Source organism: Micromonospora sp. NPDC047707 (assembly GCF_040704235.1).
Classification (GTDB): Bacteria; Actinomycetota; Actinomycetes; order Mycobacteriales; family Micromonosporaceae; genus Micromonospora.
This window is the reverse complement of record NZ_JBEYSU010000031.1, coordinates 53,269-72,815: the sequence shown is the minus strand read 5'-3', so window position 1 is coordinate 72,815 and position 19,547 is coordinate 53,269. Positions and strand designations below refer to the sequence as shown.

General features: G+C 74.1%; 21 protein-coding genes. 6 read left to right on the top strand and 15 right to left on the bottom strand.

Annotation, left to right across the window (positions count from 1 at the left end; translation table 11 throughout):
- Positions 1–559: 559 nt before the first annotated feature.
- Positions 560–1,846 carry a tyrosine--tRNA ligase gene (gene tyrS / locus AB0873_RS25735; protein WP_155334287.1) on the bottom strand — a complete coding sequence of 429 codons (1,287 nt, stop codon included), beginning with the start codon at positions 1,844–1,846 and terminating at the stop codon, positions 560–562.
- Between the two features lie 81 nt (positions 1,847–1,927).
- Here tyrS and AB0873_RS25730 point away from each other — a divergent pair, with 81 nt between their 5' ends.
- On the top strand, positions 1,928–2,335 hold the full coding sequence (locus AB0873_RS25730) for a PaaI family thioesterase (RefSeq protein WP_366602758.1): 408 nt from the start codon (positions 1,928–1,930) through the stop codon (positions 2,333–2,335).
- Between the two features lie 118 nt (positions 2,336–2,453).
- On the opposite strand, the gene AB0873_RS25725 is transcribed toward AB0873_RS25730, so the two are convergent.
- From AB0873_RS25725 to AB0873_RS25715, 3 genes are all read right to left on the bottom strand, one after another.
- Complete coding sequence (locus AB0873_RS25725) at positions 2,454–3,773, bottom strand: hemolysin family protein (RefSeq protein WP_366602749.1); 1,320 nt, start codon at positions 3,771–3,773, stop codon at positions 2,454–2,456.
- Between the two features lie 121 nt (positions 3,774–3,894).
- Entirely contained in the window at positions 3,895–4,518 is a 624-nt protein-coding gene (locus AB0873_RS25720) for a hypothetical protein (protein WP_366602747.1), read from the bottom strand.
- A gap of 25 nt (positions 4,519–4,543) precedes the next feature.
- Positions 4,544–5,041 (bottom strand): GNAT family N-acetyltransferase, encoded by a 498-nt coding sequence (locus AB0873_RS25715; protein ID WP_366602745.1) that lies wholly within the window; start codon positions 5,039–5,041, stop codon positions 4,544–4,546.
- 71 nt (positions 5,042–5,112) lie between these two features.
- On the opposite strand from AB0873_RS25715, the gene AB0873_RS25710 reads away from it, so the two are divergent.
- Together AB0873_RS25710 and AB0873_RS25705 are read left to right on the top strand one after the other, a co-directional pair.
- Positions 5,113–5,583, top strand: a complete 471-nt coding sequence (locus tag AB0873_RS25710) for a zinc-binding dehydrogenase (RefSeq protein WP_366602743.1) — start codon at positions 5,113–5,115, stop codon at positions 5,581–5,583.
- Entirely contained in the window at positions 5,574–5,804 is a 231-nt protein-coding gene (locus AB0873_RS25705) for a hypothetical protein (RefSeq protein WP_366602740.1), read from the top strand. Before AB0873_RS25710 ends, AB0873_RS25705 begins: the two co-directional genes overlap by 10 nt.
- A gap of 65 nt (positions 5,805–5,869) precedes the next feature.
- On the opposite strand, the gene AB0873_RS25700 is transcribed toward AB0873_RS25705, so the two are convergent.
- Positions 5,870–6,346, bottom strand: coding sequence for a cyclic nucleotide-binding domain-containing protein (locus tag AB0873_RS25700; protein WP_366602738.1), 477 nt, complete (start codon positions 6,344–6,346; stop codon positions 5,870–5,872).
- A 211-nt stretch (positions 6,347–6,557) separates the two neighbouring features.
- Here AB0873_RS25700 and AB0873_RS25695 point away from each other — a divergent pair, with 211 nt between their 5' ends.
- From AB0873_RS25695 to AB0873_RS25685, 3 genes are all read left to right on the top strand, one after another.
- Positions 6,558–9,155, top strand: a complete 2,598-nt coding sequence (locus tag AB0873_RS25695; RefSeq protein ID WP_366602736.1) for a cation-transporting P-type ATPase — start codon at positions 6,558–6,560, stop codon at positions 9,153–9,155.
- Positions 9,156–9,177: 22 nt separating this feature from the next.
- Positions 9,178–10,065 carry a universal stress protein gene (locus AB0873_RS25690; protein ID WP_366602734.1) on the top strand — a complete coding sequence of 296 codons (888 nt, stop codon included), beginning with the start codon at positions 9,178–9,180 and terminating at the stop codon, positions 10,063–10,065.
- A gap of 185 nt (positions 10,066–10,250) precedes the next feature.
- The gene (locus AB0873_RS25685) at positions 10,251–11,093 is read left to right on the top strand and encodes a universal stress protein (protein WP_366602732.1); all 843 of its coding nucleotides are present in this window, start codon (positions 10,251–10,253) and stop codon (positions 11,091–11,093) included.
- A 40-nt stretch (positions 11,094–11,133) separates the two neighbouring features.
- Here the strand turns inward: AB0873_RS25685 and AB0873_RS25680 are convergent, their stop codons facing one another.
- The 10 genes from AB0873_RS25680 to AB0873_RS25635 all read right to left on the bottom strand — a co-directional run bounded on the left by AB0873_RS25680 (position 11,134) and on the right by AB0873_RS25635 (position 19,496).
- Complete coding sequence (locus AB0873_RS25680; RefSeq protein WP_155332676.1) at positions 11,134–11,763, bottom strand: FMN reductase; 630 nt, start codon at positions 11,761–11,763, stop codon at positions 11,134–11,136.
- The gene (locus AB0873_RS25675) at positions 11,760–12,899 is read right to left on the bottom strand and encodes an LLM class flavin-dependent oxidoreductase (protein ID WP_366602731.1); all 1,140 of its coding nucleotides are present in this window, start codon (positions 12,897–12,899) and stop codon (positions 11,760–11,762) included. The genes AB0873_RS25680 and AB0873_RS25675 overlap by 4 nt, the downstream gene beginning before the upstream one ends.
- 138 nt (positions 12,900–13,037) lie before the next feature.
- Positions 13,038–13,310: a MoaD/ThiS family protein gene (locus tag AB0873_RS25670; RefSeq protein ID WP_230688773.1), complete on the bottom strand. Its 273-nt coding sequence runs from the start codon at positions 13,308–13,310 to the stop codon at positions 13,038–13,040.
- Between the two features lie 4 nt (positions 13,311–13,314).
- Entirely contained in the window at positions 13,315–14,400 is a 1,086-nt protein-coding gene (locus AB0873_RS25665) for an exo-alpha-sialidase (RefSeq protein ID WP_366602729.1), read from the bottom strand.
- A 128-nt stretch (positions 14,401–14,528) separates the two neighbouring features.
- The gene (gene ptsP / locus AB0873_RS25660; RefSeq protein WP_366602727.1) at positions 14,529–16,196 is read right to left on the bottom strand and encodes a phosphoenolpyruvate--protein phosphotransferase; all 1,668 of its coding nucleotides are present in this window, start codon (positions 16,194–16,196) and stop codon (positions 14,529–14,531) included.
- Positions 16,189–16,470, bottom strand: a complete 282-nt coding sequence (locus AB0873_RS25655) for an HPr family phosphocarrier protein (protein ID WP_366602725.1) — start codon at positions 16,468–16,470, stop codon at positions 16,189–16,191. Before AB0873_RS25655 ends, ptsP begins: the two co-directional genes overlap by 8 nt.
- 39 nt (positions 16,471–16,509) lie before the next feature.
- The gene (locus AB0873_RS25650; protein ID WP_366602723.1) at positions 16,510–17,550 is read right to left on the bottom strand and encodes a zinc-dependent dehydrogenase; all 1,041 of its coding nucleotides are present in this window, start codon (positions 17,548–17,550) and stop codon (positions 16,510–16,512) included.
- On the bottom strand, positions 17,550–18,017 hold the full coding sequence (locus AB0873_RS25645; RefSeq protein WP_366602721.1) for a PTS sugar transporter subunit IIA: 468 nt from the start codon (positions 18,015–18,017) through the stop codon (positions 17,550–17,552). The genes AB0873_RS25650 and AB0873_RS25645 overlap by 1 nt, the downstream gene beginning before the upstream one ends.
- Positions 18,010–18,318, bottom strand: a complete 309-nt coding sequence (locus tag AB0873_RS25640) for a PTS lactose transporter subunit IIB (protein WP_155332684.1) — start codon at positions 18,316–18,318, stop codon at positions 18,010–18,012. Before AB0873_RS25640 ends, AB0873_RS25645 begins: the two co-directional genes overlap by 8 nt.
- A gap of 5 nt (positions 18,319–18,323) precedes the next feature.
- Positions 18,324–19,496: a PTS mannitol transporter subunit IICB gene (locus tag AB0873_RS25635; protein WP_366602719.1), complete on the bottom strand. Its 1,173-nt coding sequence runs from the start codon at positions 19,494–19,496 to the stop codon at positions 18,324–18,326.
- Positions 19,497–19,547 lie beyond the last annotated feature (51 nt).

The following is a 19,547-nucleotide window of genomic DNA, read 5'->3' as shown; positions in this document are numbered from 1 at the left end:
GACCAGTCCAGGGTATAAATCAATTTGGCACTGGCTTATCAAGCACCCTGTTGAGTTCTCAAAGAACAACCACACACCATCAGAAACCCACACCGTGGGCCCCATCCGGGGCTTCACTCCCACCCACCGCTCTCGCGCCGGGCACTTTTACTACGTTACCCGGTGGTTTCCGCCGTGTCAAACCGCTCTGTGGCGCTTTGTCGTGCTTCACACCATTTCCGGGGCACCACATCGCAACCGACTCTCGTCGTTCGCTTCATGGTTCCGGCAGACCGGCCGCTGCGGTTTCCCGCGAGCGCGCCCGGCTCCCTGCCGGCCGTTAACCTTACCCGGTCGGTTCCGCCTCACCAAATCCGCCTCCCGGCAGATCCGGGGCACCGCCCGGTCCAGGTTCGCACGGATAGCAACCGCACGCCCCTGAGGTCATTCCCGCGCTCCGGCCGTTCAGGACTTTCGCCCTTTTTCGCCCGTTCCGCGCTGGCAGAGAGAAAGGTACGCGTCCGGCGGAGTGATCGTCAAATCCACCGGACGCGTCCCCGGTCACACTCTCGACGTACGCCTATTTCCGCAGCTCGACGCCCGCGAACGAGCGCTTGCCGCGGCGCAGCACCAGGTACCGGCCGTGCAGCAGATCCTCCGGGGTGACCACCGCGTCGGCCGACGTCACCCGGTTGTTGTTGATGTAGGCGCCCCCCTCGGCGATGACCCGCCGCGCCTCCTTGTTGCTCGGCACCAGGCCCGACTCCCTGAGCAGGCTGGCCACATCGGGCAGCTCGTCGAGGTGGACCAGCCCGGCCTCGGTGAGCGCCGCCCGCAGGGTGACCGGGGACAACTCCTCCAACGAGCCCCGCCCGAAGAGAGCCTGGCTGGCCGCGACGACCTGGGCCATCTCCCGCTCGCCGTGCACGAGGGTGGTGAGCTCCTCGGCCAGGGCCCGCTGGGCGGCCCGGGCCGCCGGCCGTTCCGCCGTCTCCTTCTCCAGTGCCTCCAGGTCCGCCCGTGGACGGAAGCTGAAGAATCGCAGGTACCGGCTCACGTCCCGGTCGTCGACGTTGACCCAGAACTGGTAGAAGGCGTACGGGCTGGTCATCTCCGGGTCCAGCCAGATGGCGCCACCCTCGGTCTTGCCGAACTTCGTCCCGTCCGACCTGGTCACCAGGGGCGTGGTGAAGGCCTCGACCGGGCCGGCACCCCGGCGGCGGATGTAGTCGACGCCGGCGGTGATGTTGCCCCACTGGTCGGAGCCGCCGTACTGGAGCTGGCAGCCGTGCCGGCGGTGCAGCTCGAAGAAGTCGTTGGCCTGCAGCAGCTGGTAGCTGAACTCGGTGAAGCTGATCCCGCTCTCCAGCCGGGCCCTGACCACCTCGCGGGCCAGCATCTTGTTGACCGGGAAGTGCTTGCCGACGTCGCGCAGGAACTCGACCACCGACATCTCGGCAGTCCAGTCCAGGTTGTTGACCAGCTGCGCCGCGTTGGCGCCCTGGTACGACACGAACGGCGCGAGCTGCTCGCGGATCCGGGCGACCCAGCCGGCCACGACCTCCGGTGGGTTGAGCGTGCGCTCCGCGCTCTCCTTCGGGTCGCCGATCTGGCCGGTCGCACCGCCCACCAGCAGCAGCGGCCGGTGGCCGGCGAGCTGGAGCCGCCGGGCGGTGGTGACCTGCATGAGGTGGCCGACGTGCAGGCTCGGCGCGGTGGGGTCGAAGCCCACATAGAAGGCCGCTCCCGGGCCGTCGAGCAGCGCGCGCAGCTCGTCCAGGCCGGTGGAGTCCTGGATCAGGCCGCGCCACCGCAGGTCGTCGAAGAGAGAGTCCCGCCCGGACGGCGGGAGGCTGGTGTCGGTCACGGTCACCGATTCTCCCCCATGACCGGCCTCCGCCCGTACCGGGTTTGCCGGTCCGGTGCCCGCTACGCTGGCCGCCTGCTCATTGAGGAGGGGGTCTTCGTGGACGAGCCGGACCTGACGGGTGGTTTCGTGGCGCTGCTCGGTCTGAAGTTCGATGAGGCGAGTGCCGACCGGGTGGTCATCCGGTGGCAGGTCCGCCCCGAGCTGCACCAGCCGTTCGGCATCCAGCACGGCGGCGTGTACTGCTCGGTCGTGGAGACCGCGGCCAGCGTCGGCGGCGCGCTGTGGCTGGGTGACCGGGGCCAGGTGGTCGGCGTGTCGAACCAGACCGACTTCCTCCGCGCGGTCCGCGACGGGGAACTGACCGCCGTCGGGACGCCCGTGCACCGGGGTCGCAGCCAGCAGCTGTGGCAGGTGGAGGTCACCGACGGCGACGACCGGCTGATCGCGCGCGGCCAGGTCCGCCTCCAGAACCTCACGCCCGCCTGACCGGCGGCCCCTCCCGGTAGTGCCAGACCGGCGGGCGACTTGGGTACGGGCACGGGTCCGGTGTTTGGAAGGGACCCCTTTAGTTCACTAGGCGTTAACAGGGGTCCCTTCCTTTCGGTCAGGAGCGGGACGGGTCGAGGGCCGGGGTGGCCTCGTCGTCGCGGGCGGGCGCGGCCCGGCGTACCCGCACCTGGTCGATGGCGCGGTGCTCGACGCGGGTCACCTCAAGCTCCCACCCGTCGACCGTGACGCTCTCCCCGGCCACGGTCGGGATGTGGCCGAGGCCGGCGAGGACCAGCCCGGCGACCGTGGTGTAGTCGCCGCTGGGCCGGCCGGGCAGGTCGACGCCGACGTCCGGTAGGTCGTGCACGGGGAACGTGCCGGGCAGCAGCATCGACCCGTCCGGGTCGGTGCGTACCGAGCGGACGTCCCGGTCGGTCTCGTCGTAGATCTCGCCGACGATCTCCTCGAGGATGTCCTCGAGGGTGACGATCCCGTCGACCGCGCCGCGCTCGTCCACCACCAGGGCGATGTGCTGCCGCTCCGCCTTGAACTGGCGCAGCGCCTCGACCACCGGCAGCGAGTCGGGCAGCAGCATCGGCGGGCGGGCGATGTCGTCGACCGGCCGGTCGTCCGGCATGCCGACCAGGTCGCGCAGGTGGATCACGCCGACCGCGTCGTCGAGCCCGCCGTGCCGGACCACCGGCGCCCGGGAGTGGCCGGTGGCGGCGAGCACCAGCCGGGCGGCCTCCGCGGTGGTGCCGCTGTCGAGCGTGAAGACCTGCAACCGGGGTACGAGCACCGCCTTGAGCTGCCGGTCGGCGATCTCCACCGCCCCGGCGATGATCATGCGCTGTTCCTTGGTGAAGCCGTGGTTGCCGGCGACGATGTCGCGTAGCTCGTCCGGGCCGATCTCGTCCGGCTCGTGCTTCGGGTCGAGCCCCACCAGGCGGACCACCAGGTCGCTGGTCGCGCCGAGCGCCCAGACCGCCGGCCGGGTGAGACCGGCGAGCACGTCCAGCGGACGGGCCACCAGCAGCGCCCACCGCTCGGCGGCCTGCATGGCGATCCGCTTCGGCGCCAACTCGCCGAAGACCAGCGTGACGAACGTCAGCGCCAGGGTGACCAGCACGATCGCCACCGTCTCGGCGGCGCCGCCCAGCGGCGCCAGCAGCGGCACCAGGGGCCGGGCCAGGGACACCGCGGCGGCCGCCGAGGCCAGGAACCCGGCCAGGGTGATGCCGATCTGGATGGTGGCGAGGAAGCGGTTCGGGTCGCGGGCGAGGCGGGCCAGCGTACGCCCGGCCCGGCTGGTGCGTTCGAGGCGTTGGATCTGGCTGTCGCGCAGCGACACCAGCGCCATCTCGCTGCCCGCGAAGAGCGCGTTCAGGACGACCAGGACACCCACCAGGGCCAGTTGGCTCCCGTAGCTCTGCACGCCGGGTACTCCTCCTGCGGACCGCGCCGGCGTCCGTCGCCGGCACCGCCGGGCGGGGCGGCGCCGGCGTACGCGCATCTGTGCCCCGCGGAGGGGCCACCGAACCCTCGGCGGGGAGGTGTCACGCCGGGGCGGGCAGATCCAGCACGTACGCGTCGCCCTGCGCGCGGAAGCCGAGCCGGTGGTAGTAGGGCGCGACCATGCCGGGCGGGCTGACCACCCGGCGGAACCCACGGTCGGTGAACAGTCGGCTGCGCCGGTACACGAACTCGCCCGGGGTGAAGTCGCGGAACCTGCGGGTGACGTAGTCGAGGTCGATCTGCGCCACCCCGCCGGGCTCGGCGTGCGACAGCACCACCCCGACGACCTCGTCGGCCTTCATCACGACGAACGCCGACCGCTCCCCCTCCGGCCGCCAGGTGAAGCCGGGGTTGAACCGGGCGATGTCGGCCGCGTGCACGCGGAGGGTGTGGGCCAGGAACTGGTCATCGACGCCCACCTCGACCACCTCGTAGGTCGCCTCGTCGTGCCGGGTGGCGAGCATGGTGCGCAGGTACCAGACGTTGATCGCCGCCAGCACCACGTTCAACCCGACCATCGGCCACACCTGCATCGCGGCGTTGTAGCCGATGAGGATGAGGCAGCCGATCAGGTTCAGGGCGCGCAGCCGGAGGATGCGCGTCTGCAGCAGCGACCAGACCAGCACCGCGGAGCCGGTCCAGCCGATCAGTTCCAGCCAGTTCACCCCGCGAGGGTAGTGCCTGCCCTGGTCAGGCCGGGTCGGGGGCCTGGCCCGACAGCTCCAGGATCCACTCCTCGACCTCGGCGCCGCGTCCGTGGGCGTAGCCGCGGTCCTCGCCGGTGACGACGAACCCGCACTTGCGGAGCACCGCGAGCGACGCCCGGTTGTCCTTGGCGGCGCGGGCGTGCACCGGCCGGCGGGACACCTCACCCAACAGGGCGGCGAGCGCCCCGGTGGCGTATCCCCGGCCCCACCGGCGGGGGTCGATCCAGTAGCTGACCTCGGTGCGCCCGTCGGCCGGGAAGGCGTTCACGTGGCCGACCACCTCGCCGTCGACGACCACCGTGCGCGACACCACGGCCGGGTCCGCGCGGACCCGGCACCAGTGGGCGTCGAACGCGGCGCGGTCGGCCGGGTCCGCCGGGCCGAACGCCGCCATCCAGTTGGCCTCGGCGTCCAACTGGTGGGTGAAGAACAGCGGCAGATCGTCGTCGAGCACCGGGCGCAGTCGCAGTTGGGCGGTCACAGACGCCGAGGATAGGGCGGGGGGCCGACATCCCGGTCGAGCGGCGGCGGGCCGGGCCCGCCGGCGACCGGGTGGCGATCTTCGGCATCGGCGGGCTCGGACACCGCGCGCAGCTGCACGGCGGAGAGACGGTCGCCGTGGACGTGACCGACGGGAAGCTGGCCCTGGCCACCGACCTCGGCGCGACGCACACGGTGAACGCGGCCGCGGTCGACCCGGTCGAGGCGATCACCGCCCTCGGCGGCGTGGACGTGGCCGTCGTACTGGCCGCCAGCCCGACCGTGATCGAGCAGGCGCACCGCTGCCTGCGCCGAGGCGGCCGGCTCGTGCTGGTGTCGCTGCCGAAGGACAACGCGATCACCCTGCCGGTGTTCGAAACCGTCCTGAAGGGCATCCGGGTGCTCGGCTCGATCGTCGGCACCCGCGCCGACCTCGCCGAGGTGTTCCGGCTGCACGCCGCCGGCCGTACCCGGGTCGTCCTGCAGACCCGCAAGGCGGCACCCGCGGGCCGCGCCGCCGCGACAATGGCGGCATGGCGATGAACGTACGACCCACGCGTGCGCTCGGGGCGGCTGCCGGCGGCGCCGGCGCTGCCGGGGCGGCGTCTCTCGGGGCCCTCGCGGTGGGTGCCCTGGCCCTGGGCGCGGTCGCGGTGGGCGCGCTGGCGGTCGGGCGGCTCGCGATCCGGCGGGCGGTGATCCGGGAGCTGCGCATCGGCCGGCTGGAGGTCGACGAGGTGGTGGTGCGCTCGCGCGACGGGTAGCGGACCGTCGCGGGGCCGACGGAGACGGTTGGGTGGCGCGCCGCCGCGCCGGTCAGCCCGTCGGCTCAGCCCGTCGGCGGGAGCGCGGTCGGGTAGCCGTACACGTCGAGCAGCCGCCCCCGGGCCGCCTGGAGGCGGTCCACCACGATGGCCATGAAGCGCGTGGTCAGCTCCTTGCCCAGGGCGTCGTCGGTCTCGATGAGCCGGCGGACGGCCGCGGCGGTGAACTCCACCGCCGTACTGCGCTGGACGGCCACCGCGCCGAACTGCCAGCGGTACGGCGGGAAGAGCCAGGACCAGCCCAGCACGCCGCCCGGACCGATCGACTCGATCACGACGGCACCGCGGCCGGGCACCGTGACGTCCAGCACCACCTCACCGCTCCGTACCAGCCAGAACCGCTCCGCCGGGCGTCCCGGCTGGAACAGCCGCTGGCCGGGGTGCCACACCACCGGGCGCGCGTACGCGGCGAGCCGGGACAGCGACGCCTCGGGCAGCTCGGCGACGAACGGGTGTGCGCGGAGCACGTCGAGTGTGGTCATGGTCGCCGCCCTTCCGACCCGGGTCCGGATCCGCCACGTCCATGTCACCCCGTCGGGAACCGGCGCGGCAGGGCCGTTGGTCCCGGATCGTGCGGGAGATCGCCCCTGCCCGGCCGTCCGGACGCGTCCCACGCTGGACGTGGGACGGTGCGCCGGCGGGGCGCGCCACGGCAGGACTCGGAGGGCCGCGGTGGCCGGGGGCGTACGCACGATGACGGAACTCGCCACGGCGCCGGCGCCGGCGGGCGGCCTGACCTCGGCGGAGGCCGCCGCGCGGCTGCGGGCGGACGGCCCGAACGCGGCGGCCGCGCCGCACCGCCGGCACCTCGTCACCCGGGTGTTGCGCCAGCTCACCGACCCTCTCGTCGCGCTGCTGCTGGCGGCCGCCGTGGTCACGACGGTGCTGCGCGACTACCCGGACACCGCCGTGATCCTGCTGGTCGTGCTGGTCAACACCGCGATCGGCGTGGTCCAGGAGGTCCGCGCCGACCGGGCCATCGCCGCCCTCGACCAGCTCGCGGCGCCGACCGCCCGGGTGGTCCGGGACGGCCGGGACCTGGTCCTGCCCGCCGCCGAGGTGGTCGTCGGGGACCTGGTCCGGGTCGAGGCCGGGGACGTGGTCCCCGCCGACCTGCTGCTCACCGACGCCGCCCGGCTCGGCGTGGACGAGTCGGCGCTCACCGGCGAGTCGGTGCCGGTCAGCCGGGCGACGGGTGCGGAGGCGAGCGCGGGCACGGTGGTCACCACCGGCCGCGCCACCGGGACGGTGGTGCGCACCGGCGCCGCCAGCGCCCTGGGCCGGATCACCGCCCTGGTCGCCGCGACCCGGCCGGCCGCCACCCCGCTGCAGCGGCGGCTGGCCGCCCTCGGCCGGGTCCTGGGTCTGGCCGCCGTGGTCCTGTCCGGGCTGGTCTTCATCGTCGGGGTCCTGGGCGGCCGGCCCGTGGTCGACATGGCGGTCACCGCGGTGAGCCTGGTGGTGGCGGCGGTGCCGGAGTCGTTGCCCGCCGTGGTGACGCTCGCTCTCGCGCTCGGCGCCCGCCGGATGGCCGGCGCCCGGGCGATCCCCCGCCGGCTGCACGCGGTGGAGACGCTCGGCTCGGTCACCGTCATCGCGTCCGACAAGACCGGCACCCTCACCGAGGGGCGGATGGCCGTGCAGCACGCCGTCACCGCCGACGGCGCCGGCTACGGGATCACCGGGACGGGGTACGCGCCGCACGGTGCCGTGCACCGGCGGGGCGAGCCGGTGCCGGTACCGGACGAGCTGCGCCGGCTGGCGCGGGCGGGACTGCTGTGCAACGACGCCACCCTGGCCCCGCCCACCGACGAGCGGCCGGAGTGGGCGGCGGTCGGTGACCCGCTCGAAGCCGCGCTGGTGGCGTTCGCCGCCCGCTGCGGCCTCGAACCGGAGCGCACCAGGGCCGCCTGGCCACGGGGCGCCGAGGCTCCGTTCGACCAGGATCTGCGGCGGATGACCACGGTGCACCGCTCGTGCGACGGCCGGCACCTGGTGGTCTGCAAGGGCGCGCCGGAGAACGTGCTCGCCCGGCCGCTCGTCGACGCCACCGACGCGGACATCGCCGACCTGACCGCCGCCGCACACCGGCTCGCCGCCGAGGGGCTGCGGGTGCTCGCGGTCGCCTCCGCCATCGTCGACGCGCCGCCGGCCGACCCGGCCCGGCCGACCGGGCTGCTCCCGGCCGGGCTGGTCGCGGTCGGCGACCCGCTGCGCGCCGGGGCGGCCGACATCGCCGGCGACTTCGGCGCCGCCGGGGTGCGCCTCGTCCTCGTCACCGGCGACCACCCGGCCACCGCCGCCGCGATCGGCGGCCAGCTCGGGCTCTGGCGGGACGGCGACCCGCTCGCCCGCGGCGACGACGGCGGCCTGGCCGACGCGCACCCCGGCACCCGGGTGTACGCGCGGACACAGCCCGACCAGAAGCTGGACATCATCGCCGGGCTGCAGGCCCGCGGGCACGTGGTGGCGATGACCGGGGACGGCGTGAACGACGCCCCGGCGCTGCGCCGCGCCGACATCGGCGTGGCGATGGGCGGCGGCACCGAAGTGGCCCGGCAGGCCGCCGATCTGGTGCTCGTCGACGACGACCTGTCCACGGTGGCCGCCGCCATCGGCGAGGGCCGCCGGATCTACGACAACATCCGCCGGTTCCTGCGGTACGCCCTCTCCGGCGGCGTCGCCGAGATCGCGGTGATGCTGCTCGGGCCGCTGTTCGGGCTGGCCGTACCGCTGCTGCCGGCGCAGATCCTCTGGGTCAACCTGCTCACCCACGGCGTACCCGGGGTGGCGCTGGGCGCGGAGCCGGCCGAGCCGGGCACGTTGCGGCGGGCGCCCCGCTCGCCCTCGGAGTCGGTGCTCGGCGCCGGCCTCGGCCGCGACGTGCTGCTCACCGGCGCGCTGATCGGGACCGTCGTGCTCGGTGCCGGGGTGGCCGCCGCGTGGGCCGAGCGGCCGTGGCAGTCGGTGGTGTTCGTGGTCCTCGGCCTGGCACAGCTCGGTGTGGCGCTCGCGGTCCGCGCACCCCGCCCGGCCGGTGCGAGGCGCGGCAACCTGGCGCTGCCGCTCGCCGTGGCGGTCTCGGCGTCGCTCCAGGTCGCCGGGGTGCTGCTGCCGCCGCTGCGGGAGCTGCTCGGGACCGCACCGCTGGACGCCGTGGAGCTGCTGGCCTGCGCCGCCGTGAGCGTCCTGCCCGGGCTGGTCCTACGCCTGACCCGCCCGGACGGGACCAAGGACCCGGGTCTCGGGACGACCGCCTCTGACGGCCGCGCCGTGGGCGCGGCAGGCTGAGGGTGAAGGGAAGGAGAACGTCATGACGATCAACACCGGTGCCCCCGTCGTGGTGGGTGTGGACGGCTCCGCCGCCGCGCTGGACGCGGTCCGCGTCGCGGCCCGGGAGGCGGAGTACCGGCAGCGTCCGCTGCGGGTCGTGCACGCCTTCATCTGGCCGCTGACCGGCGCCCCGCTGACCCCGGTTCCCGGCGCCCCGGTCACCGCCGGACTGCGCAACCAGGCGGAGCGGTACGTCGCCGAGGCCGTCGACGAGGCCCGCAAGGTCTTCCCGGAGCTGCGCGTCGCGGGCGTGGTCGTCGACGGCGCGCCGACTCCGGTGCTGCTGGACGAGGCGCGGGAGGCCGCACTGATGGTGCTCGGCCACCGGGGCCTCGGCGGCTTCGCCGGCCTGCTGCTCGGATCGGTCACCGTGCAGGTGTCCGCCCGCGCCCAGTGCCCGGTGCTGGTGGTACGCGGTGAGCCGCGCACCGACGGCCCGGTCGTGGTGGGCGTCGACGGCTCCGAGCTGTCCACCGAGGCGATCGGCTTCGCGTTCGAGGAGGCGGCCCGCCGGGACGCCCCGCTGGTCGCGGTGCACGCCTGGCTCTACCCGACCCCGGTCGGCCCCGGTGACATCCTGCCCCTCGTCTACGACCTCGACGCGTTCGGCGCGGAGGAGGAGCGGCTCCTCGCCGAGTCGCTCGCCGGGTTCGCCGAGCGGTACCCGCAGGTTCCGGTGCGGCACCGCCTGGTGCGCGGCTCTCCCGGCCGGGTCCTCGTGGACGAGTCGAAGGGGGCCCAGTTGGTGGTGGTCGGCGCGCACGGGCACGGCGCCCTCGGCGGCCTGCTGCTCGGCTCGGTCAGCCACGCCGTGCTGCACCACGCGCACTGCCCGCTGGTCGTCGTGCGGCACCCCCGCAGCTCCTGACGACCGCACGGTGCCGCCGCGCCGGCCGCCTCGCGGCCGGCGCGGCGGTCGTTCCGGCGCGGCGCGCTCCGGGACCGGGTTCGGGACGAGGACCCGCCGGGAAAGGGACGAGGACCCGCCGGGAAACACCTACCGGTCGGGGGCAGCGCGCCGACAATGACCTGATCGAGTCCGGGAGGGAAGCAATGAACCGACCCGTCGTGGTGGGAGTGGACGGATCGCCGCCGAGCCTCGTGGCGGCGGAGCACGCCGCCCGCGCCGCCCTGCTGCGGTCGTGTCCGCTGCACCTGGTGCACGGCTATTTGCATCCGCTCGGCTACGGCATCCCGCTCAACCCGTACGAGCTGGGCGTTCCCGCTCCCAACGAGGAGGCCGGGAAGATGCTGGAGCAGACGGCGGCCGACCTCGCGGGCCGGTGGCCCGGCCTGGAGGTGGCGGTCCGCCAGGTCGCGGGTGGGCCGGGCGCGACACTGGTGGAGGAGTCGCGCCGGGCGGAGCTGGTCGTGGTGGGCAGCCGGGGCCACGGCGGTTTCGCCGGACTGCTGCTCGGCTCGGTCGGTACGCAGGTCGCCGCCCACGCCCACTGCCCGGTGCTGGTGGTCCGTCCCGCCGAGGAGCCGATCCCGGTCGACGGTCCGGTGCTGGTCGGCGTGGACGGGTCGGAGGCAGCCGAACTGGCCGTCGGGTACGCGGCCGAGGAGGCCGCCCGGCGGGGGGCCGAGCTGGTGGTCACGCACGTGGACCGCCCCGACGAGGAAGGCCCGGCGCAGACCGGGGACCTGGTCGAGACGGCGGCGGCGGCCGCTCGTGGCAGCCATCCGGGCCTGACCGTCACCGTTCGGCTGCTGCTGGCCGACAAGCCCGAACCGGCGCTGATCGAGGCGAGCAGCGGCGCCGCGCTGGTGGTCGTGGGGACCCGCGGACGGGGTGGCTTCGCAGGGATGCTGCTCGGTTCGGTCAGCCAGTCCCTGGTGCAGCACGCACACTGCCCGGTGCTGGTGGCGCACCCCTACGGCCAGGCCCGCTGAGCCGTCCCGGCCCGACGGGACAGCCGGGCCGGGACGGGGCTCAGGCGCCGCGCCGCAGGCCGCCGAGGAGGTCCTCGAAGTCCCCGGTGAGCGCGAACGGGTCGGCGGGGCCGGTGGACGGCACCCGCCGGTGCATCTGGTCGGCCAGTTCGGCGGCGGCCCGCTCGATGCGGCGCCGCAGGGCGCCGTCGGCGGTCCCACCGGACCAGTCCTCGGGAGCCGCGAAGACGGCCGTGGGCACGACGACCGCGTGCAGGTACGCGAACATCGGCCGCAGCGCGTGCTCCAGGGCGAGCGAGTGCCGCGCCGTGCCGCCGGTGGCGCCGGCCAGGACCGGACGGTCGGCGAGGGCGTCGGAGTCGACCAGGTCGAAGAACGACTTGAACAGCCCGTTGTACGACGCGTTGAAGATCGGCGTCACGGTGATCAGCCCGTCGGCGCCGGTCACCGTGTCCAGCACCTCCCGCAGCGCCGGCGACGGGAAGCCGGTGAGCAGGTGGTTGACGATGTCGTGGGCGTGCTCGCGCAGCTCGACGGGGCGTACGTCGACGGTGTCGCCCCGCCGGACCAGCTCGTCGCGGGTGGCGGCGGCGAGCTGGTCGGCGAGCAGCCGGGTCGACGACGGCTGGCGAAGGCCGGCCGAGACGACGGCGAGGGTGCGCTGTGTCATCGCGTCCCCTCGGGGGCACGCCCCGTCACGTCGTCGACGGCGTGGACGGTGCTGTCGGCGCCGCCGCCGGCGGCGGCCACCAGCGAGGCGTGGACGGGTGCCCCGGGCACGTGCGCCGGCCGCAGCGACTCGAACTCCTTGCGGAGCACCGGGACGACCTCCTCGCCGAGGATGTCGAGCTGCTCCAGGACGGTCTTCAGCGGCAACCCGGCGTGGTCGATGAGGAACAGCTGCCGCTGGTAGTCACCGACGTACTCCCGGAAGGTCAGCGTCCGGTCGATGACCTGCTGAGGGCTGCCGACGGTCAACGGGGTCTGCTCGGTGAACTCCTCCAGGGACGGCCCGTGCCCGTAGACCGGGGCGTTGTCGAAGTACGGGCGGAACTCACGGACCGCGTCCTGCGAGTTGCGCCGCATGAACACCTGCCCGCCCAGCCCGACGATGGCCTGGTCGGCGGAGCCGTGACCGTAGTGCTCGAAGCGCTGCCGGTACAGGCCGACCATCCGCTGGGTGTGCTCCTTCGGCCAGAAGATGTGGTTGGCGAAGAACCCGTCACCGTAGTACGCGGCCTGCTCGGCGATCTGCGGGCTGCGGATCGAGCCGTGCCAGACGAACGGCGGTACGCCGTCCAGCGGCCGGGGCGTCGAGGTGAACGACTGCAGCGGCGTGCGGAGCTTTCCGGACCAGTCGACCACGTCCTCGCGCCACAGCCGGCGCAGCAGGTCGTAGTTCTCGATGGTCAGCGGGATGCCGTTGCGGATGTCCTGCCCGAACCACGGGTACACCGGGCCGGTGTTGCCGCGCCCGAGCATCAGGTCCACCCGGCCGTCGGCCAGGTGCTGGAGCATCGCGTAGTCCTCGGCGATCTTCACCGGGTCGTTGGTGGTGATCAGCGTGGTGGCGGTGGACAGCAGCAGCCGAGACGTCCGGGCGGCGATGAAGCCCAGCATGGTGGTCGGCGACGACGGCACGAACGGCGGGTTGTGGTGCTCGCCGGTGGCGAAGACGTCCAGGCCGACCTCCTCGGCCTTCAGCGCGATCGTGACCATGGCCTTGATCCGCTCGCGCTCCGTCGGCTCCCGACCGGTGGTCGGATCGACCGTGACGTCACCGACCGTGAAGACTCCGAAGTGCATGACCCGCTCCCTGAGTGACCGCCGGGACCGCGGTGGCCCCGGACGACCCCCACAACATATTTGACGAGTCAACTATTCCGGTCGCATCGGCCGGCCGGGTGGCCCGGATCACGCCGTCGACCGGTCGGGGCGCTGCCGTCAGCCGCCCGCCACCGACGGGAGAACCTGCACCTCGGCGGCGTCACGCACCGGCGTGTCCAGGCCGCCGAGGTGCCGGCAGTCCTCCCCGTCGACGTAGACGTTGACGTAGCGGCGCAGCTCGCCGCGCTCGTCACGGATCCGCCGGCCCAGCCGGGGCCAGCCGTCGGCCACCTCGTCCAGGACGGCCCGCAGGGTGCCCGAGGTCGCGACCGTCAGCCGGCTCGCTCCGCCGGCCTCGCCGCGCAGCGGCCCGGGCAGCAGCACCGTCACCACGTCACACCTCCGCCGCGCGGACGCAGAGCACGTCGGGCAGGTGCGCGGCCACCAGGGACCACGAGTCGCCGGCGTCGCGGCTCGCGTAGACCTCGCCGGAGCGGGTGCCGAAGTAGACGCCACCGGACTCGGCGTCGTCGGCGCACATGGCGTCCCGCAGCACGGCCGGGAAGAACGGGCCCTCCGGCAGGCCGGCGCTCAGCGGCTCCCAGGTGGCGCCCGCGTCGCCGGACCGCCAGACGCGACACCGGCGGCCGGCCGGGAAGCGCTCGCTGTCGGCGGCGAGTGGGAAGGTGTAGACGCTGCCGGGCCGGCCCGGCAGGGTGACGATCGGGAAGCCGAAGTCACTGGGCAGGCCCTCGGCGATCGACGACCAGCTGCGCCCGTCGTCGTCCGAGCGGTAGACGCCGTGGTGGTTCTGCGCGTAGAGGCGGGCGGGATCGCCCGCGTCGCGGGTGACCTTGTGCACGCACTGACCGAACTCGGGCCACTCGTCGGGCAGGAAGTAGGCCCGGATGCCCGTGTTGCCGGGCGACCAGCTCGTGCCGGCGTCGGTCGAGTGGTAGACGCCGCCGGTGGACATGGCGACGGTGACCCGGTCGGTGTCAGCCGGATGCGGCAGCACGGTGTGCACCGCCTGGCCGCCGAAGCCGGCGCCCCACTGCTTCCGGTGCGGGTGGTCCCACAGGCCCCGCACCAGCTCGAAGGTCACCCCGCCGTCGTCGGACCGGAACAGCGCCGACGGCTCGGTGCCCGCCCACACCACGTCGGGCTGGTCGGCGCCGGCCGGGGTGAGCTGCCAGACCCGGCCCAGGCTGACCCCGGTGTCGGCCGGGAAGGCCACCGGCGCGTGCTCCGGCTCGCGCCAGGTGGCGCCGAGATCGTCGCTGGTCGCGACCGTCGGACCGAAGTGTGAGCTGGTCGTGCCGGCAAGCAGCCGCGGTGTGGCGCGGCGGGTGTCGATCGCGACCGCGTACACCCCGGTCATCGGGTGATGCGGCCCGGTGACCTCCCAGGTGCGCCGGCCGTCGGTGCTGGTGGCCAGGAAGAGGCCCTTGGCCGTCCCGATCGCGAGCAGTGTGGCCATCGACCGTCTCCGTCCCCTCGGCGATACGCGTCCCGTGATTATGGCCACACCCACCGACAGAACCCGACGGCCCGAGCTGGTCCTGGTGCTTCCGCCCCTGCCAGCACGAATGCGGGTGACCCGCCCGGTCAGTCCGGCGCCGGCCGGGCCGCGCGCCGGACGGCGGCCCGTGCCTGCTCCGCGTCGTCGGCGGCGAGCGCGAGCGCGGCCAGCCGTTCGCAGTCGGCGAGGGAGTGCGCGGCCAGCGCCGCCCGCACCGGTGCCAGCGCCCGCGGGGACATCGACAAGCTGCTCACGCCGAGACCGGTGAGCACCACCGCGAGCAGCGGATCGGCGGCCGCCTCCCCACAGACACCGACCGGCTTGCCGGCCGTCCGGCCGGCGGTCGCGCAGCCGGCGATCAGCTCCAGCAGTGCCGGCTGCCACGGATCGAGCAGGCCGGCGAGGTCGCCGCACTGCCGGTCGGCGGCGAAGGCGTACTGGCTCAGGTCGTTGGTGCCCACGCTGAGGAAGTCGATCTCGTCGAGCAGCCGCCGGGCGCGCAGCGCCGCCGCCGGCACCTCCACCATCACGCCCACGGTGTCCAGGCCGGCGCCGCGCGCTATCTCGGCGAACTCGCCGGCCTCCGCGGCGGTCGCCACCATCGGCGCCATCGCCCGGACCTCGGCGCCGGTCCGCTGGGCCGCCAGCTCGATCGCGTGCAGCTGGGTCCGGAGCACCTCGGGCCGGCGTCGGGCGATCCGCAGGCCCCGCACGCCGAGGGCCGGGTTGGGCTCGCCGGCCTGGTCGAGGAAGGGCAGCGGCTTGTCGGCGCCCGCGTCCAGCGTCCGGATCACCACCGGGCGGCCGTCCACCGCCGCGAAGACCTCCGCGTACGCCCGGCTCTGCTCCTCGATGCCGGGCGCCGTGTTCCGGCCCAGGAACAGCAGCTCGGTGCGGAAGAGCCCGATCCCCTCCGCCCCGGCCGCCTCCTCCCCGCGCAGCTCGGCCGCGGAGCCGATGTTGAGCAGGAGCCTCACCTCGTGCCCGTCCGCGGTGCGGCCCGGTCCCCGGCTCCGGCCGGCCCGCCGGCTCCGGGCCGCCACCGCCGCCCGGGTGGCGGCGACGACGGCCTCGTCGGCGTCGGTGAGCACCTCGCCGGAAGCGCCGTCCACCCGGACCACCGTTCCGTCGGGAACGGCCAGCGTCCCGGCGCAGGACACCACGGCGGGCAGACCGAGGGACCGGGCCAGGATCGCGGTGTGGCTGGTCGGGCCGCCCAGCTCGGTCACCAGGGCGAGCACCAGCTCGGGATCCAGGTCGGCGGTGTCGGCCGGGGCGAGGTCGCGCGCGGCCAGCACGTACGGGTATCCCGGGGTCGGGACGCCCGGCATCGGCCGCCCGAGGCTCGCGGCGACGGCGCGGTCCCGGATGTCGTCGAGGTCGGTGACCCGTTCGGCGAGGTGACCGCCGGCGGCCTGGAACGCCCGACGATGTTCGGCGAAGGCGTCGGCGATCGCGTGCGGGGCGTCCCGACCGGCCCGGACGGCCTCGGCGATCGTGTCGTGGAGGAGCGGGTCCTCGGCGATCATCGCCTGGGCCCGGAGGATCGCGGCCGCCTCCGGCCGCCCCGCCGAGTCCGCGCGCCGGCGCAGTTCGGTGCCGACTGCGGAGAGGGCCGCGGCGGCGCGGGTCAGTTCCGCCTCGACGTCGGCGACGGCGGCCGGTTCCGGCAGCCGGGGCGCGGGAGCCACCCGCAGCAGCGGACCGGCGGCCAGGCCGGGACTGACCCCGATGCCGGTCAGCCGCTCAGGCATCGGCCGGCTCCTCGTCCAGGTTGCGCCGCAGCAGGTCGGCGAGGGCCTCCAGTGCGGCCTCGGCCCCGTCGCCCTCGGCCGACAGGATCACCTCGGTGCCGTGGGTGGCCCCGAGGGACAGGACGGAGAGCATGCTGCGGGCGGGGACCGGCCGGCCGCCCGGCAGCCGGACGCTGACCGCGACGGGCTGGGCGGTGGCGGCCTCGACGAAGAGGGCGGCGGGGCGGGCGTGCAGCCCGCTGGTCGACCCGACGGCGACGATACGTTCGGGCATGACGACTCCTCAGGTGGTGGATCCACGGATCCGAGCCGGTCAGGGCTCGACGGTGACTTTGATGCCGGCGCCCCGGGAGACGATGTCGAACGCGTCGAGGGCCCGCTCCAGCGGCAGCCGGTCGGTGATCAGGTCCGCGACCGGCACCGCACCACTGGCGATGAGCTGCAGTGCGGCCTTGTTGTGCGCGGGGCTGGAGCCGTTGGCGCCGACGATGGTGAGCTCGCGGTAGTGCACCAGGTTGGCGTCGACGGCGATGACCGGCCGGTCCTTGGGCAGGCCGCCGAAGAAGCTGATCCGGCCCTGGCGGCCGACCATCTGCAGCGCCTGCTCCTGTGCGGCGCCGGAGGCGGCCGCGGTGATGACGACGTCGGCTCCGGCGCCGTCGGTCGCCTTGAGGACCGCGTCGACCGGGTCGTTCTCCGCCGCGCAGACCGTGGCGTCCGGCGCGACGAGCGCCGCCGCCAGGTCCAGCCGGTCCCGGTTGAGGTCGACCAGGGTGACCCGGGCGGCGCCGCGCGCCCGGGCGAGCCGTACGTGCAGGCAGCCGATCGGGCCGGAGCCGATGACCACGACGTCGTCGCCCGCCCCGACCCGGGCGAGTTCCTGGCCGTTGAGGACGCACGCCAACGGCTCCGCCACCGACGCCTCGGCGAAGCTGACCCCGTCCGGGATGCGGTTGAGGCCGTCGACGGCGAGCACCTTGGCCGGCACGACCATGTACTGGGCGAAGCCGCCCTCGTAGTGGTAGCCGATCGACTCCTGGTTGGGGCAGACCGTCATCCGGCCGCGGCGGCACTGGTCGCACCGCCCGCACGGGATCGCCGCGATGACCTGGACCCGGTCGCCGGGCCGCCAGTCGGTCACGTCGGCTCCGATGTCGACGATCTCGCCGGCGATCTCGTGGCCCATCACCCGGGGCGGGTCGATGTGGTGGTGACCGAACCGCCAGATCTTCACGTCGGTGCCGCAGGTGGAGCAGTTCCGTACCCGGATCCTGACCTCGCCCGGTCCCGGCGTCGGTTCGGCCGCGTCCTCGACCCGCACGTCACCGGGAGCGTGGAAGCGGACAACCTTCATCAGTCAGTCTCCTCATCGACGGGCTTGAGCAGCCGGAGAACCTCGTCGGCGTCGGTCGCCGCCCGCAGCGCGCGGGCTCGCTCGGGGTTCAGCAGGATCTCGGCCAGCTGGGCGAGCAGGGCCACGTGACCGTCGCCGCGGGCGGCGATCGCCACGCAGAGCACGACCTGCTCGCCACCCCAGTCCACGCCGGCCGGGAAGCGGAGCACCGCGAGCGCGTCCCGGCGGACGGCGTCCTTGCCGGCGAGGGTGCCGTGCGGGATGGCCACTCCCTCGCCCACGTACGTCGACACCGCGCGTTCCCGCGCCAGCATCGTCTCGACGTACGCGGGATCGACGGCACCGGTCTCGACCAGCACCGCGCCGCTGCGCCGGATCGCGTCCTCCCGGTCGGCGGCGGTCTCGCGGAGCCGGATCGCCCGTCGGTCGAGCAGCGCGGCGAGCCGTCCGGTCGTCACCTCAGCCATCGACCGCACCGCCGTTCTTCACCGCGGCGACGACCTTTGCCACCGCCGGGTCGCCGACGAACACCTGGAACGGCACGACGACCTTCTCGGGGGCGACAGCCCGGGCGCGGGCGGCGAGTCCGGTGTGGACGACGACCACGTCGGCGTCGGCGGGGATGTGCTCGACCGGGGTGTGCTCCACCGCCACCGAGTGCTTGCCGAGCTGCTTCCGGAGCTGGCTGGCGAGCATCACGCTGCTGCCCATGCCGGCGTCGCAGGCGACGACGATCTTGCGGATGTCGCTTCCCTGGATGGTGGTCATGTCGCTCAGGCCTCCGAAGCTGCGGTGGGGGTACTGGTTCCGGCGGTCTGCCGCGGCAGGGGCGCCCCGTGGGCGGTCGCCGGCGTGGGTTCCGCGTCGTCGCCGCCCGCCTGGTCGTCCGGCTGGTCGTCCTTGAGCCGGCCGAAGCCGAGCAGCGCGGACGCCACGACGAACGAGACCGCCGCGGCGATGAGGACACCGAGGAAGACGCCGAACCAGCCACCCCGCGGCGTGACGGCCGCGTAGGCGAAGATGCTGCCCGGCGACGGGGTGGCGACCAGACCGGCGCCGGTGATCATGAAGGTGCCGACGCCGGCCGCCCCTCCGGCGATCATGGCGAGGATGAGCCGCGGCTTCATCAGCACGTACGGGAAGTAGATCTCGTGGATACCACCGAGGAACTGGATGATGATCGCGGCCGGCACGGTGGGGCGCAGCGTGCGGGGCCCGAAGAACAGGAAGGCCAGCAGCAGCCCGAGCCCGGGACCGGGGTTGGACTCGATCATGAAGAGGATCGACTTGCCGGTCTCCGCCGCCTGCGCGACGCCCAACGGGCCGAGCACGCCGTGGTTGATCGCGTTGTTGAGGAAGAGCACCTTCGCCGGCTCGACCAGGACCGAGGCGACGGGGAGCAGGTTGTTCGAGACCAGCCAGTCGACACCGTCACCGGCGAGGTCGGTGAACCACCGGACGACCGGACCGATGACCCAGACGCCGACCAGCGCCATGCCACCGCCGATGATGCCGGCGGAGAAGTTGTTGACCAGCATCTCGAAGCCGGCCCGGACGCGGTCCTCGACGGCCTCGTCGAAGAGCTTCAGCAGGTATGCGGTCAGCGGGCCGATCAGCATGGCGCCGAGGAACATCGGCACCTCACTGCCGACCACGATGCCCATCGTGGCGACGGCGCCGACGACCGCTCCGCGCTGGCCGTGCACCAGCCGGCCCCCGGTGTAGCCGATCAGCACCGGAAGCAGGACCGTGATCATCGGCCCGACGAGCTCGGCGAGGGTTTCGTTGGGGATCCAGCCGGTGGGGATGAACAGCGCGGTGATCAGGCCCCAGGCGATGAACGCACCGATGTTGGGCATGACCATCCCGGCCAGGTGACCGCCGACCCGCTGGATCCGGGCCTTGATGCCGGTCCCCGTGACGGCGGGGGTGTAATCCGTGGCCATGGGTGGCCTCCTGTTCGACTGCCGGCCGCCGGGCCGGTGCGGGTGGTGGGG

Excerpts from the sequence above, each read along its gene's own strand:
- AB0873_RS25665 (WP_366602729.1), bottom strand. The coding sequence starts at position 14,400 with ATGGCCACACTGCTCGCGATCGGGACGGCCAAGGGCCTCTTCCTGGCC.
- AB0873_RS25695 (WP_366602736.1), top strand. The coding sequence starts at position 6,558 with ATGACGGAACTCGCCACGGCGCCGGCGCCGGCGGGCGGCCTGACCTCG.
- AB0873_RS25690 (WP_366602734.1), top strand. The coding sequence starts at position 9,178 with ATGACGATCAACACCGGTGCCCCCGTCGTGGTGGGTGTGGACGGCTCC.
- AB0873_RS25640 (WP_155332684.1), bottom strand. The coding sequence starts at position 18,318 with ATGACCACCATCCAGGGAAGCGACATCCGCAAGATCGTCGTCGCCTGC.
- AB0873_RS25655 (WP_366602725.1), bottom strand. The coding sequence starts at position 16,470 with ATGCCCGAACGTATCGTCGCCGTCGGGTCGACCAGCGGGCTGCACGCC.
- ptsP (WP_366602727.1), bottom strand. The coding sequence starts at position 16,196 with ATGCCTGAGCGGCTGACCGGCATCGGGGTCAGTCCCGGCCTGGCCGCC.
- AB0873_RS25680 (WP_155332676.1), bottom strand. The coding sequence starts at position 11,763 with ATGACACAGCGCACCCTCGCCGTCGTCTCGGCCGGCCTTCGCCAGCCG.
- AB0873_RS25675 (WP_366602731.1), bottom strand. The coding sequence starts at position 12,899 with ATGCACTTCGGAGTCTTCACGGTCGGTGACGTCACGGTCGATCCGACC.
- AB0873_RS25685 (WP_366602732.1), top strand. The coding sequence starts at position 10,251 with ATGAACCGACCCGTCGTGGTGGGAGTGGACGGATCGCCGCCGAGCCTC.
- AB0873_RS25650 (WP_366602723.1), bottom strand. The coding sequence starts at position 17,550 with ATGAAGGTTGTCCGCTTCCACGCTCCCGGTGACGTGCGGGTCGAGGAC.
- AB0873_RS25645 (WP_366602721.1), bottom strand. The coding sequence starts at position 18,017 with ATGGCTGAGGTGACGACCGGACGGCTCGCCGCGCTGCTCGACCGACGG.
- AB0873_RS25705 (WP_366602740.1), top strand. The coding sequence starts at position 5,574 with ATGGCGATGAACGTACGACCCACGCGTGCGCTCGGGGCGGCTGCCGGC.
- AB0873_RS25635 (WP_366602719.1), bottom strand. The coding sequence starts at position 19,496 with ATGGCCACGGATTACACCCCCGCCGTCACGGGGACCGGCATCAAGGCC.
- AB0873_RS25700 (WP_366602738.1), bottom strand. The coding sequence starts at position 6,346 with ATGACCACACTCGACGTGCTCCGCGCACACCCGTTCGTCGCCGAGCTG.